The organism is Ruegeria sp. CJ3 (genome assembly GCF_056536725.1).
The window spans coordinates 91442-104100 of sequence record NZ_JBQFQE010000013.1 but is presented as its reverse complement, the minus strand read 5'-3'; the positions used below and the strand labels follow the sequence as shown (position 1 = coordinate 104100).

Here is a 12659-nt window from a genome sequence, read left to right as displayed (position 1 = left end):
CAATCTGGTCATACGCTTTGAAGTCACCGAAATACTTGGTGATCGCTGCGGTCAGCGTCGTTTTACCATGGTCAACGTGGCCAATCGTGCCAATGTTGACGTGCGGTTTTGTACGCTCAAACTTTTCCTTTGCCATTCCTCAGGCGCCCTTTTGCGATTTGGGGGACCCTCGGTCCCGGTTTCCTCTGCGCGCGCGAGATATTTGGTTTAGGGGGGAAAATCAAGCACATCCTGAGGGAAAAGCGGATCAGGACGCCGGATTTTGCGTGACGACCCCGGAATCGAGCGGCTGGATCAGGCTGGGGCGCTTGTCGAACCACCCATTCTCAAGATGTTCTTCGGCCAGCCACTCTTCGACCCGGTCGGCAACTTTCAGGGCAAGCCCGCTCATCTGCTCGTCCTTGGTGCGTTCATTGCCCGAGCCTTTGAGGGCACTTCCCCCGGTCGTGTCTTCCAGCACCTGAAATTTCTTGCCCTTGGCCAGAAACTCTTTCTTGTTCACGTCATAGACGTTCACCAGCACGATCGCGGTGCTTTTGGGGTTGTAGATTACCGGAATGCCCGGAGGGGCCAGCATATAGCCTTCAAGGCTGATGCCGATGTCATAATCCTGCGCGCCTTCATACCGACCAAGTCGGATATCAACGGCGTTCTGAATCGCTGCCGTCCATTCGTCCGGCGTGGCATCGCGCGAGACCGGGCCCTGTATCGCCTTGTCGGCGAAGGCGTAGTTCACGCGCAGTTTGAATTCGCCCAGGCTTTCGGGTTCTTCATAAACCTGCGTTTGGGTGCAGGCACCCATCAGGGCCAGCCCGGTGATCAGTGTCAGAATGCGCAGCATGTCTCTCGTCTCGATAGGCCTGTTTTCATCTGATCTAGCGCACCGATACGGGGTGTGCCAAGCGGTATCGGCAGATTTTCACCAAACGGGCCGCTTGATCACGAGAACTTATAGTCGCGCGGGAAGCCATAGGGGGCCTTTTTGCCAACACCTGCGCGCTTAGCCAGCCATTGGGACATATCCGCCTCGTGCCGGGTTTTGTCGCCGCCCATGGACCATTTCAGGCCCTCTTCCCAGTTGAACGTGGTGATGTCAGACAGACCGCCATCCAGTTCCAGCGTCCCCTGACGCCCGCGCGCCATGTTGTATTTCTGCAGGCGCACACCTTTGCCTCGGGTCATCTCGGGCAGTTCTTCCGTCGGGAAGACGAGGAACTTACCGTTCTGCGAAACGACGGCGACGTGATCGCCTTCAACGGGTTTACAGATCATCGCTGTCTCGTCGCCCTTGACGTTCAGCACCTGTTTTCCGTTGCGGGTCTGTGCCAGCACGTCATCTTCGGGCACCATGAAACCGTTGCCCGCATCCGAGGCGACCAGCAACTTGCGCCCCGGTTTGTGGATCAGAATGTCGATGATCTGCGCCTCGTTCGGCAGGTCGACCATCAGGCGCAGCGGCTCACCCATTCCGCGTCCGCCCGGCAAGTTGGCAGCGCTGACCGTGTAGAAACGCCCGTTAGAGGCAAAGACCAGCAGGCGGTCGGTGGTTTCCGCGTGGAAGATGAATCGCGGGCCGTCGCCGTCCTTGAACTTCAACTCGCGTTTCAGGTCGATATGACCGGTCATGGCGCGAATCCAGCCCATCTGGGAACAGACGACCGTGATCGGTTCGCGGTCGATCATCGCCTCAAGCGGCACTTCTTCGACCTGCCCCGCTTCGGCGAACCGCGTCCGGCGCGCGCCGCCTTCATAGTCTTTGCCGAAGGTCTTCTTGGTCTCTTTCAACTGCTCGGCGATCTTGGCCCATTGCAAGGCAGGATCGGCCAGCAGGTCTTCGAGATTGGCGCGCTCCAGCATCAACTCGTCGCGCTCCCGGACCAGTTCCATCTCTTCCAGCCGACGCAGGCTACGCAGGCGCATGTTGAGGATGGCGTCGACCTGAACCTCGGACAGTTCGCCCTCGCCCGGTTTGGGTGTGATGTAGTCGGATTCGTCCGTGGCACGGACGTGATCGATGCCCCAATCCTCGCGCATAAGTGCGGCTTTGGGGTCATCGTCGTATCGGATGATGTCGATCACGCGGTCGAGGTTGAGGAAGGCGACGATAAAGCCCTCCAACACCTCCAAACGGTGATCGATCTTCCCCAAACGATAGCGAGACCGCCTGATCAGCACCTCTTGCCGGTGATCAAGGAAGGCGCGCAGCACTTCCTTCATCGAGCAGACCTTGGGCGTCACGCCGTCGATCAGCACGTTCATGTTCAGGCTGAACCGCACCTCGAGGTCCGAGTTGCGATAGAGCATGCCCATCAACACCTCGGGGTCCACATTCTTGGAACGCGGTTCAAGGATCAGGCGGATATCATCGGCGGATTCGTCCCGCACATCTGCGAGGATCGGGATTTTCTTGGTCTGGATCAGCTCGGCGATCTTTTCGATCAGCTTGGATTTCTGAACCTGATAGGGGATCTCGGTAACCACGATCTGCCACTGCCCACGGCCCAGATCCTCAACTTCGAACTTGCAGCGCAAACGGAACGAGCCGCGCCCGGTGCGATAGGCTTGCGCGATATTCTCGGGCGGCTCAACGATCACGCCGCCGGTCGGGAAGTCCGGGCCCGGCACGTAGTTCAACAGTGTGTCGTCCCGCGCATCGGGCGTTTTGATCAGATGCAGACAGGCATCGCAAAGTTCCGAGATATTGTGCGGTGGAATATTCGTCGCCATCCCCACGGCAATACCGCTGGCCCCGTTGGCCAAAAGGTTCGGGAACTGCGCGGGCAGCACGACCGGCTCGGTCAGCGTGCCGTCATAGTTGTCGCGGAAATCGACGGCGTCTTCATTAAGACCCTCAAGCAGCGCCTCGGCCACGATGGTCATCCGCGCCTCGGTATATCGCGAGGCAGCAGGGTTGTCCCCGTCGATATTGCCGAAATTCCCCTGCCCGTCGACCAGCGGATAACGGACGTTGAAATCCTGCGCCAGCCGCGCCATCGCGTCATAGATCGCAGCATCGCCATGCGGGTGATAGTTGCCCATCACGTCGCCCGAGATTTTCGCTGACTTACGGAATCCCCCCGTCGCACTGAGTCGCAACTCGCGCATTGCATAGAGGATTCGCCGGTGAACCGGCTTCAGCCCGTCCCGTGCATCCGGCAGAGCGCGGTGCATGATGGTGGACAGCGCATAGGTCAGATAGCGCTCTCCAATCGCGCGGCGCAGCGGCTCGGCTATCTCGCCCCCGTTCTCGGGGGCCTCCATGTTGGGGTCGTCAATCGTGTCGTTCATACATGATGTGATACGCCGCAAGTGCGCCGTGGTAAAGCAATCGCTGCACATTTTACCCCGGACACATCAGGCTTTTTGCAACAGGGGGAGGCAAGTATCGGATTTCCCCCGCCTTTCGACTCAGCGCCTGATCTATGGTATCCTTTCAGTCATTCTTACTGCTGCCTTTTTATTGTTGTTACGATTGCCAGGGGGTGCGCCATGACGCGCGTTATTATCATCACTTTTGCCATGCTCGGCTGGAGCTTTTATGTCATGAGCGGAGGGCCGGATTTCGAGCCGCGCGGTGTGCGCACCGAACAGCCCCGCCAGATCGCCGCACAGACAGATCACGACCCGGCGCCGGCCGTTGAACAGCTGGTCACCCGTGCCACGCCGCAGCCCGCACTGCCCGCCATTCCGGTTGTCGAGATTGTGCCCGACGCCACCCAGACAAGTGATGACGAGGAAACCCGGGCGCTACTGGCGCAAATCGCCACGGGCCTCAATCTCGATTCGTCCTTCGTGACCGATCAGGACGCGACGCTGGCGCTGGCCTCGCTGGAACAGGGGGTAACCGCGCTGCAACAGGTCACGCCCGACGCGGTGAGCGATGCCAGTGAAACGGCTGTTCTGCCAGAACCCGAAAAAGACATCCGCGAGATCGCCGGCACCCGCGTAAACATGCGCGACGGCCCCGGCACGATCTATCCGATCATCGGCAAGGGCACCATCGGTCAGCAGGTCGAGGTGTTTGCCGAATCCGGCACCGGCTGGCTGCGCCTGCGCGTGGTGGAAACGCAACAGGTCGGTTGGATTTCAGCCTCGCTGATCCGCAAAACCAGAAACTGACGCAGTCGGGTCATTGTCCTGCCCGAAACCTCGCCATAGCTATGGGCGAGGCATAGGGGCGGGGACAACATGCAGAAAACCATCCTGATCACGGGTTGTTCGTCGGGCATCGGCCTGGACGCGGCGCATGGGATGCGCGCGCGGGGCTGGCGGGTGTTTGCCTCGTGCCGGCAGCAGCGCGATTGCGACCGGTTGCGGGCGCAAGGCTTTGACAGCCCGCTGATCGATTACACCGACGCGGCCAGCATTACCTCGGGCCTGCAGCAGGTGCTTGAGGCGACCGGCGGCACATTGGATGCCCTGTTCAACAACGGCGCCCACGGCCTGCCCGGCGCTGTTGAGGATGTGCCCACGGATGGCCTGCGCCAGATATTCGAGACCAACGTCTTTGGCTGGCACGAACTGACCCGACAGGTGATTCCCGTCATGCGCGCGCAGGGGCATGGGCGGATTGTTCAAAATTCCTCGGTTCTGGGTCTGGTCGCCTTTCCGTGGCGTGGGGCCTATGTCGCCACCAAATACGCAATCGAGGGCCTGTCGGACACGCTGCGGCTGGAACTGCGCGATACCGATATCAAGGTCATTTTGATCGAACCCGGTCCGGTCACGTCGAAAATCCGCGAAAACGCTATTCCGGTCTTCGAGCGTTTTATCGATTGGGAAAACTCGGTCCTGCGCCAGCGATATGAGGATACGGTGATAAAACGACTCTACGAATCCTCGGGGCCCGACAGGTTCGAATTGCCCGCCTCGGCGGTAACCGCCAAGCTGGCCCATGCGGTCGAAGCCGCCCGCCCCCGCAGCCGGTATTATGTCACCACGCCCACCTATATCGCCGCATATCTGCGCCGCATCCTGCCGACCCGCATGATCGACCGCATTCTGTCGGACATCTGAGGCGAAATTACCCGTTCGCTTTTACCCGCTTTGAGGCTACATCAGGCGCAACGAGACAAAACACGGACGGTGACCTTATGGACCTGTTGATGGTCGTATTGCTTCTGGCGATGGCAGCGGTGGTTGCTGTCCTGGTCATTGGCATCTCGAATTTCGGAAAACCCGGCAAAGACGCCGCGATGAAAAGCAACAAGATGATGCGGCTGCGCATCCTGTTTCAGTTCATTGCCGTCGTGCTGATTGTGCTCTACGTCTATCTGCGCGGACAGGGAGTTCAATAGATGGTCGTTCTCAACAAGATCTACACGCGCACCGGCGATGATGGCAAAACTGCGCTTGGCAATGGCGAACGGGTCGCCAAATACTCGGGCCGTGTTGCGGCCTATGGCACGGTGGACGAGCTGAATTCCTTCGTCGGCGTCGCCCGCACCGAGGCGGACGGCGAGGTCGAGGCCGCCCTGTCGCGTATCCAGAACGATCTGTTTGATCTGGGCGCCGATTTCTGCCGCCCCGACATGGATAAGGATGCCGAGGCCGAATACACCCCGCTGCGCATCGTCGCGGCCCAGATCGACCGACTAGAGGCCGAGATCGACGCGATGAACGACACGCTGGAACCGCTGCGCAGCTTCATCCTGCCCGGCGGCTCTCGTCTGGCAGCGCATTTGCATGTCTGCCGCACGGTATCGCGCCGGGCCGAGCGTCTGGCGGTGGAACTGACCAATATGGAGCCGGTAAACGAAGTGGCGGTGAAATACCTCAACCGTCTCAGCGACTGGTTCTTTGTCGCAGCGCGCTGCGCCAACAATGGCGGGCGTGACGACGTGCTGTGGATTCCGGGCGCGAACCGCTGATCTGTACGCCCGGCGGAAATAAAACTTCGTTTCCTGTCGAAAAAATGACAAAACGCGACGTCTCAAAACCATGACGTGACGATTTTGCTCTGTTGCAGGGCATCGTGACCCGCTATCTAAACCAGCGAGAGCATTGGTGGAGTCGCGGCGCGGCTTGCCGTTTTTGTAAGGAGCATACGCAAAAATGAAGGTACTTGTGCCTGTCAAGCGCGTGATCGACTACAACGTGAAAGTTCGCGTCAAAGCGGATGGCAGCGGTGTTGATCTCGCCAATGTCAAAATGTCGATGAACCCGTTCGACGAGATTGCCGTGGAAGAGGCGATCCGCCTGAAAGAAGCAGGCAAGGCTGACGAAGTCGTTGCCGTTTCGATCGGTGTGAAGCAGGCGCAGGAAACCTTGCGCACCGCCCTGGCCATGGGGGCCGACCGCGCCATTCTGGTTGTCGCAGCCGAAGACGTGCATCAGGACATCGAACCGCTGGCCGTTGCCAAGATTCTGGCCAAGGTGGTCGAGGAAGAACAGCCGGGCATCGTTCTGGCCGGCAAGCAGGCCATCGACAACGACATGAACGCCACCGGCCAGATGCTGTCAGCCCTTCTGGGCTGGTCGCAAGGCACCTTCGCGTCCGAACTGGACATCGAAGGCGACAGCGCCAAGGTCACCCGCGAGGTGGATGGCGGCCTGCAGACCATCAGCGTCAAGATGCCCACCATCGTCACCGTCGACCTGCGCATGAACGAACCGCGTTATGCGTCGCTGCCCAACATCATGAAGGCGAAGAAAAAGCCGCTGGATGAGAAAACCGCCGCCGATTACGGCGTCGACGTCACCCCGCGCCTTGAAATCGTCAAGACCGACGAGCCGCCCGCGCGCGCCGCAGGGATCATCGTGGGTTCGGTCGATGAACTGGTTGAGAAACTCAAAGAAGCGGGGGCTGTGTAATGGCTGTACTTCTGCTTGCCGAAGTCAACAACGGCGAACTGAGCGTTGACGCAACCGCCAAGACCGTTGCCGCCACCAAATCGCTGGGCGACATCACGGTTCTGGCGGCAGGTGGCTCGGCCGCTGCTGCCGGTGAGGCCGCCGCCAAGATCGACGGCGTGTCCAAGGTCCTGGTCGCCGAGGATGCCTCGCTGGGTCATCGTCTGGCGGAATCGACCGCGGCGCTGATCGTTTCGCTGGCCGATAGCTATGAGCATATCGTGGCCCCTGCGACCACCGACGCCAAGAACGTGATGCCGCGCGTGGCAGCACTTCTGGACGTGATGGTGATCTCGGATGCCTCTGGCGTGGTCGATGGCTCGACCTTCGAGCGTCCGATCTATGCGGGCAACGCGATCCAGACCGTGAAATCGAACGACGCCAAAAAAGTCGTCACCATCCGCACCGCCAGCTTCGACGCGGCGGGCGAAGGTGGCTCGGCCTCGGTCGAAACCGTTTCGGTGCCGGGCTCCGAAGGTCTGTCGTCATGGGTCGAGGACAAGGTGGCCGAAAGCGACCGTCCGGAACTGACCTCGGCTGGCGTCGTTGTCTCGGGCGGCCGTGGTGTCGGTTCGGAAGAAGACTTCAAGCTGATCGAAACGCTGGCGGACAAGCTGGGCGCTGCAGTTGGCGCGTCGCGTGCTGCTGTCGACTCGGGCTATGCGCCGAACGACTGGCAGGTGGGCCAGACCGGCAAGGTTGTTGCGCCGGACCTGTATGTCGCTGTCGGCATCTCGGGGGCAATCCAGCACCTGGCCGGCATGAAGGACTCGAAAATCATTGTGGCGATCAACAAGGACGAAGAAGCGCCGATCTTCCAGGTTGCCGATTTCGGTCTGGTCGCCGACCTGTTCCAGGCGGTGCCGGAACTGACCGAGAAACTCGGCTGATCGAAGGCCGAGATTTTTCGTCGAAAAATCTTGCAAGGCCCGCCACTGGCGGGCCTTTTCTGTTACAGGTCAAGATCCTGAATTGCACAGGCCATGACGTCGGCAACCCGACGGTGTGTGGCCGGGCCAATCATATGCTCGGCCATGGGCTGCTGCAGGGTCCCGAACAGCACATCCTCCAGATCGTCGGACATGCCTGAGACCTGCGCCTGCAAGTGGACAATTCTGGCACAAAAAGGCGCCAGCGCGCTGAGCATGAATGGTTCAATCCTCAAATGGCTCTCCAGTTCAAGCGCCAGAAGCACCACCGGGCATGTGATTTGGTCCAGAACCGTTTGCAGATGGTCGATCCAACTTTGCTGCAACGCATGGCTGACTTGTTCAAAGCGGCCATCCGAATGCGTCTGCAGCCGCATCAGCAGGTGGCCCACGAAATGGATCTCGGTAAAGTCCTCTTCTGGATAAAGCTTCACCAAATCCGGCGTCGGGGCCACGAAACGGTCATTGCGGCGGGGGTGCACGCGATAAAAGCGGTTGGAATGCCCACCTAGATCGGGCAACTGCAGAACGCAAAGCACAGACCCGTTGGCGAGTTCTGTCAGCCCCTCGTCCTGCAATAGCGCCTCGGCCCCGCAGAAGAGGCTGCCGAAATTGATGCAGCGACGGCCAAGACGCTGCTGCAGGAGCGCCGGAAATGGATGTTCGACGAATCGGCCAAAGGTCTCTGCCCCGCCGAGGCAGGCCACATAGGGGCGGCTCAATGCCCGCTCCGGCCCTCGGAAAACCAGCTTCGACGCACCATAGTTGCACGTCAGTTCAGCGGTACCACCCGCACTGATCGGTTGATAGCTCATCACGCTCACCCAAAGTCTCACCCGCCGCCATTTTGCCGCCGCAGGTCTTGAGAAAATCCTAATGTACGCATTTGAAGCGAATTTGACCGGCCCACGCCCCTTGCCGCCCGCCTGCAACTGCCCATAATGTCGCCCGTAACCTACGAGCAAAGGCATCAGAACATGGATGTAAAATCAGTCGGAGTGATCGGTGCCGGTCAGATGGGTAACGGGATCGCCCATGTGATGGCGCTGGCGGAATATGATGTCTTGCTCAATGACGTCAGCCAGGAGGCCCTGGATGCTGCGATGGCGACAATCGAAGCCAATCTGGCACGGCAAGCTTCGCGCGGGAAAATCTCGGACGAGGCGTTGCAGGCAGCTTTGGGACGGATCAAGACGACGCTGAACCTGCCAGATATCGGTCAGACCGATCTTGTGATCGAAGCCGCGACCGAACGGGAAACCGTCAAACAAGCCATTTTCGAGGATCTACTACCGCATCTGCAACCGCATACGATTCTGACGTCGAACACCTCGTCGATTTCGATCACCCGCCTCGCCAGCCGCACCGACCGGCCCGAGCGGTTCATGGGGTTCCATTTCATGAACCCGGTGCCAGTGATGCAACTGGTGGAACTGATCCGGGGCATTGCCACCGATGAGCCAACGTTCAGTGCCTGCAAGGCGGTTGTGGATCGGTTGGGCAAGACCTCGGCCAGCGCCGAGGATTTCCCGGCCTTTATCGTCAACCGTATTCTGATGCCGATGATCAATGAGGCGGTTTATACGCTGTATGAAGGCGTCGGAAATGTGGAGTCGATCGATCAGTCGATGAAGCTGGGGGCCAATCATCCCATGGGGCCGCTGGAATTGGCGGATTTCATTGGTCTGGATACCTGCCTGGCAATCATGAACGTGCTGCATGACGGCTTGGCGGATACCAAGTATCGCCCCTGCCCGCTGTTGACGAAATATGTCGAGGCCGGGTGGCTGGGGCGCAAGACTGAGCGCGGGTTTTATGATTATCGGGGCGAGGTACCGGTGCCGACACGTTAGGAATTGAGAGGGCCAGCCCTCTCTTGAGCCTGCGGCTCAATTCACTCCCGGGATATTTATGGCCAGATGAAGGTTTGGATCAGGTTTTGCCGAGGGCCAGCGTGTGGTCGCGGAGCCAGGCCATGAAGCCGCGGGGGTCGCGTTCGAGCAGGGCCATGTCTTCGTCCGACACCGGTTCTCCGATCACAGGAGACTGAGGTCTGTTGCAGGAGCGGACGATTTCGTGCAGCAGCAGGCCTTGACGCAGGATCGGCGACAGCCGGTTGGCGATCTGGTACCAGCGCGAATTGCTGCCGGGGAAAAAGATCGGCACCACTTTGGCACCCGAGCGGCGGATCATCTTGGCGGTGAAGACATTCCATTCCCGCTCGATCGCGGGGCCGAACCAGCTGTCCGAGGACATCACGACGCCTGACGGGAACAGCGCCACGACGCCGCCATCGGCAAGATGTTTCATTGTCTTGCCGCGCATCTCGAGCATCTTGGCCTGCGCTTCGGGGTCATGCGGGAAGGGTACGGGGATCATAAACGAGGTCGCCGCCTCGTCCAGACCGGTCAGGACCGAGCGGGTCAGGATGCGATAATCGCTGCGGACCCGGCCGATCAGCTCGGCGAAGATCATGCCATCGACCATGCCGTGCGGATGGTTGGCAACGACAATGACGGGCCCTTCTTTTGGAATGCGCGCAATCTGTTCGGCCGGGGTGGTCAGGTCGATGCCCATGGTCTTGAGCGCGCCGCCCCAGAATTTCTGGCCGCGATAATGTTCGTTCTGCTTTTCGAACTTGTTGACCATGCGCAGGATGGTCAGTTTACCGGTCAACCATTCGATGGTGCGAATGGCCGTCGACGTCCAGGCATCGTCGAACGAGTTGGCATAGGTCAGGGTTCGGCGGTCGTAGATCTCGCCCTGATCGGTGTCGTGGTCCACCACCGGGCCTGATTTGGTATCGTGCGTGGTTTCCGCCAATTGCCTGGTCTTTCCGTCCTTGGTGTCGCGGCAGATCGGGTGTCAGAACCCTTCGCCGAACTTGTCATTCACCAGGGTTTCCAACGCTTCTGCCAACGCCTCAGCATCCGGGCCGGACGTCTCGACGTCAATAGTGCTTCCGCGCGACGCTGCCAACATCAAAAGGCCCATGATACTGTCGCCTGAGGCAGAAAGTCCGTCGCGCGACACTTCGGCGCGGGCGTCGAAACCTTCGACCACCTCGACCAGCTTGGCCGAGGCGCGGGCGTGCAGGCCCTTTTCGTTGATAATTTTCAAACTTTTCGTGGTCATTCAAATCTATCCGGTCTCAGTCCAGCGTCACATTTTGGGCGTTGATGTATTTGCGTCCGGCCTCGAGCGCCAGACGCACGGCCTCGGCCAGCGGCAGGTGGCGGCTTTTGGCCAGTTTGATCAGCATCGGTAGGTTTGCCCCATAAAGGATTCGCCGATCCTGCGGGGCGCAGGCGCGCAAGCTGAGATTCGACGGGCTGCCGCCGAACAGGTCGGTCACCACCACCACACCGTCGCCCTGATCGACCGCATCGGCGGCGCGGCAGATATCGGCCTGTTTTTCCTCGCGGTCGTGATCGGCCTCGATCGGGACGGCCACCAGCCCGGGCTGCTGACCCACAACATGCTGCGTGGCGGCCAGGTATTCCTGTGCCAACCCCCCATGTGCAACGATTACGATCCCGATCAACCCGGCCTCACATTCAACGAACGACGCTCCATTTCGCGGTGCCTAATTGACACCTGCTGGCCCGCTTCTGCAAGGGCCTTTGCAACCGCTTCCGCCAACGCGACCGAGCGGTGCTGCCCCCCGGTGCAGCCAAAGGCCACTGACAGATGCGCCTTGCCCTCGGCCCGGAACGCCGGGAGCAGTTCGATCAGCAGGTCGACAACACGGTCAAAGAAGGCCTCATAGTTCATGTCTGACTGAACATAGGCTGCCACATCAGCATTTCGACCATCGGCCTCGCGCAATTCGGGGCGCCAGTAGGGATTGGCCAGAAAGCGGCAGTCAAAGACCATGTCCAGACCACGAGGCAGGCCGCGTTTATACGAAAAGGATTCGATCGACACCGCCAGATGTCGCCCTTCCCGGGGGGCGAACCAGCGCTCGACCTCTTCGCGCAGCTGGTGGACGTTCAGGGCGCTGGTGTCGATCAGGGTGTCTGCGATCTCGCGGATCGGGGCCAGCAGTTCCTTTTCCTGCACGATTCCCGTTTCCGGGCTGGCATCGGCGGCGACCGGGTGACGGCGGCGGGTTTCCGAGAAGCGGCGCAGCAGCACCTCGTCTCGGCAATCCAGATAGAGCGTGGTCAGGTCGACCTGTTCCATCCGGTCGAGCTTGGCGGCCAGTTCGATGAACCCGATGGTGGAAAAATCGCGGTTGCGGGCATCGATGCCCAGAGCCATCGGGCTGCCGGGCTCGGAACTGTCCAGCAGGCGCGACAGCAGGCCCATAGGCAGGTTGTCGATGGCCTCAAACCCGAGGTCTTCGAGCACGTGGATCGCGGTTGATCGGCCTGCGCCAGACGGGCCCGTTACCAATACGATGCGGCGTTGCGCGGTCATGTATGCGGCCATTCCGGGCTCACGCGTCCCATTTTAAGAAGTTGTATCAGGGCTGCGGGTAAATTGGGCACGGTTGCGGCCCGAAGCAAGGGAACAGTTTGCCTCAGCACCCGAATGTTCTGCGGCTCGGGCAGGCGGGCGGGTTCGCTTTGGTCCAGATCGACCACATAGGCCAACGGAACCGGCCCGGCCGCATCGGCGCGTAACAGGCCAATGCCGCGCGCCTCGATCAGCCCGCACAGAGGCGGCACCGCATCGGCTATGAGCCGTGTGCCCTGCACCGTCAGTTCCACCCGGTCATCCGCCACCATCTGCGCACCCAGCGCCATCATCTGCAACGCAAGCGCCGATTTTCCGGCCCCCGAGCCGCCCGCGATCAGCAGGCCGGCGCCTCGTACCGCCACACAGGACGCGTGAACGCACGCTCTGTCCTGATCCGCAATGTCCGAGAAAAGC

General features: G+C 60.3%; 16 protein-coding genes. 7 read left to right on the top strand and 9 right to left on the bottom strand.

What is annotated here, in order from left to right; genetic code table 11:
- The 3 genes from ACR0J1_RS18555 to parC all read right to left on the bottom strand — a co-directional run.
- Positions 1-136 (bottom strand): GTP-binding protein (locus ACR0J1_RS18555; RefSeq protein WP_480732136.1); only part of this gene is annotated, 136 nt, incomplete at its 3' end.
- Positions 137-247: 111 nt separating this feature from the next.
- Complete coding sequence (locus ACR0J1_RS18550; protein ID WP_480734169.1) at positions 248-841, bottom strand: hypothetical protein; 594 nt, start codon at positions 839-841, stop codon at positions 248-250.
- Positions 842-939: 98 nt separating this feature from the next.
- Positions 940-3288, bottom strand: coding sequence for a DNA topoisomerase IV subunit A (parC, locus tag ACR0J1_RS18545; protein WP_480734168.1), 2349 nt, complete (start codon positions 3286-3288; stop codon positions 940-942).
- Positions 3289-3489: 201 nt separating this feature from the next.
- On the opposite strand from parC, the gene ACR0J1_RS18540 reads away from it, so the two are divergent.
- From ACR0J1_RS18540 to ACR0J1_RS18515, 6 genes are all read left to right on the top strand, one after another.
- Positions 3490-4119 carry an SH3 domain-containing protein gene (locus tag ACR0J1_RS18540; protein WP_480734167.1) on the top strand — a complete coding sequence of 210 codons (630 nt, stop codon included), beginning with the start codon at positions 3490-3492 and terminating at the stop codon, positions 4117-4119.
- 69 nt (positions 4120-4188) lie between these two features.
- Entirely contained in the window at positions 4189-5016 is an 828-nt protein-coding gene (locus ACR0J1_RS18535) for an SDR family NAD(P)-dependent oxidoreductase (protein ID WP_480734166.1), read from the top strand.
- Positions 5017-5093: 77 nt separating this feature from the next.
- Positions 5094-5297, top strand: coding sequence for a twin transmembrane helix small protein (locus ACR0J1_RS18530; protein WP_480734165.1), 204 nt, complete (start codon positions 5094-5096; stop codon positions 5295-5297).
- Positions 5298-5870: a cob(I)yrinic acid a,c-diamide adenosyltransferase gene (locus ACR0J1_RS18525; protein ID WP_480734164.1), complete on the top strand. Its 573-nt coding sequence runs from the start codon at positions 5298-5300 to the stop codon at positions 5868-5870.
- 184 nt (positions 5871-6054) lie between these two features.
- On the top strand, positions 6055-6813 hold the full coding sequence (locus tag ACR0J1_RS18520; protein ID WP_480734163.1) for an electron transfer flavoprotein subunit beta/FixA family protein: 759 nt from the start codon (positions 6055-6057) through the stop codon (positions 6811-6813).
- Positions 6813-7742: an electron transfer flavoprotein subunit alpha/FixB family protein gene (locus ACR0J1_RS18515; protein WP_480734162.1), complete on the top strand. Its 930-nt coding sequence runs from the start codon at positions 6813-6815 to the stop codon at positions 7740-7742. Before ACR0J1_RS18520 ends, ACR0J1_RS18515 begins: the two co-directional genes overlap by 1 nt.
- Positions 7743-7804: 62 nt before the next feature.
- Here the strand turns inward: ACR0J1_RS18515 and ACR0J1_RS18510 are convergent, their stop codons facing one another.
- Complete coding sequence (locus ACR0J1_RS18510; protein ID WP_480734161.1) at positions 7805-8596, bottom strand: DUF6473 family protein; 792 nt, start codon at positions 8594-8596, stop codon at positions 7805-7807.
- A gap of 162 nt (positions 8597-8758) precedes the next feature.
- Here ACR0J1_RS18510 and ACR0J1_RS18505 point away from each other — a divergent pair, with 162 nt between their 5' ends.
- On the top strand, positions 8759-9634 hold the full coding sequence (locus ACR0J1_RS18505; RefSeq protein ID WP_480734160.1) for a 3-hydroxybutyryl-CoA dehydrogenase: 876 nt from the start codon (positions 8759-8761) through the stop codon (positions 9632-9634).
- Between the two features lie 79 nt (positions 9635-9713).
- Here ACR0J1_RS18505 and ACR0J1_RS18500 read toward each other — a convergent pair whose 3' ends face one another.
- Genes ACR0J1_RS18500 through ACR0J1_RS18480 form a run of 5 tightly spaced genes read right to left on the bottom strand, consistent with a single transcriptional unit; the run spans position 9714 to position 12607 of the window.
- Positions 9714-10604, bottom strand: a complete 891-nt coding sequence (locus tag ACR0J1_RS18500) for a lysophospholipid acyltransferase family protein (RefSeq protein WP_480734159.1) — start codon at positions 10602-10604, stop codon at positions 9714-9716.
- Between the two features lie 42 nt (positions 10605-10646).
- The gene (locus tag ACR0J1_RS18495) at positions 10647-10916 is read right to left on the bottom strand and encodes an HPr family phosphocarrier protein (protein WP_170392593.1); all 270 of its coding nucleotides are present in this window, start codon (positions 10914-10916) and stop codon (positions 10647-10649) included.
- A 16-nt stretch (positions 10917-10932) separates the two neighbouring features.
- Positions 10933-11325, bottom strand: a complete 393-nt coding sequence (locus tag ACR0J1_RS18490; protein WP_480734158.1) for a PTS sugar transporter subunit IIA — start codon at positions 11323-11325, stop codon at positions 10933-10935.
- Positions 11322-12215, bottom strand: a complete 894-nt coding sequence (rapZ, locus tag ACR0J1_RS18485) for an RNase adapter RapZ (protein WP_480734157.1) — start codon at positions 12213-12215, stop codon at positions 11322-11324. Before rapZ ends, ACR0J1_RS18490 begins: the two co-directional genes overlap by 4 nt.
- Positions 12200-12607 carry an HPr kinase/phosphorylase gene (locus ACR0J1_RS18480; protein WP_480734156.1) on the bottom strand — a complete coding sequence of 136 codons (408 nt, stop codon included), beginning with the start codon at positions 12605-12607 and terminating at the stop codon, positions 12200-12202. The genes rapZ and ACR0J1_RS18480 overlap by 16 nt, the downstream gene beginning before the upstream one ends.
- Positions 12608-12659 lie beyond the last annotated feature (52 nt).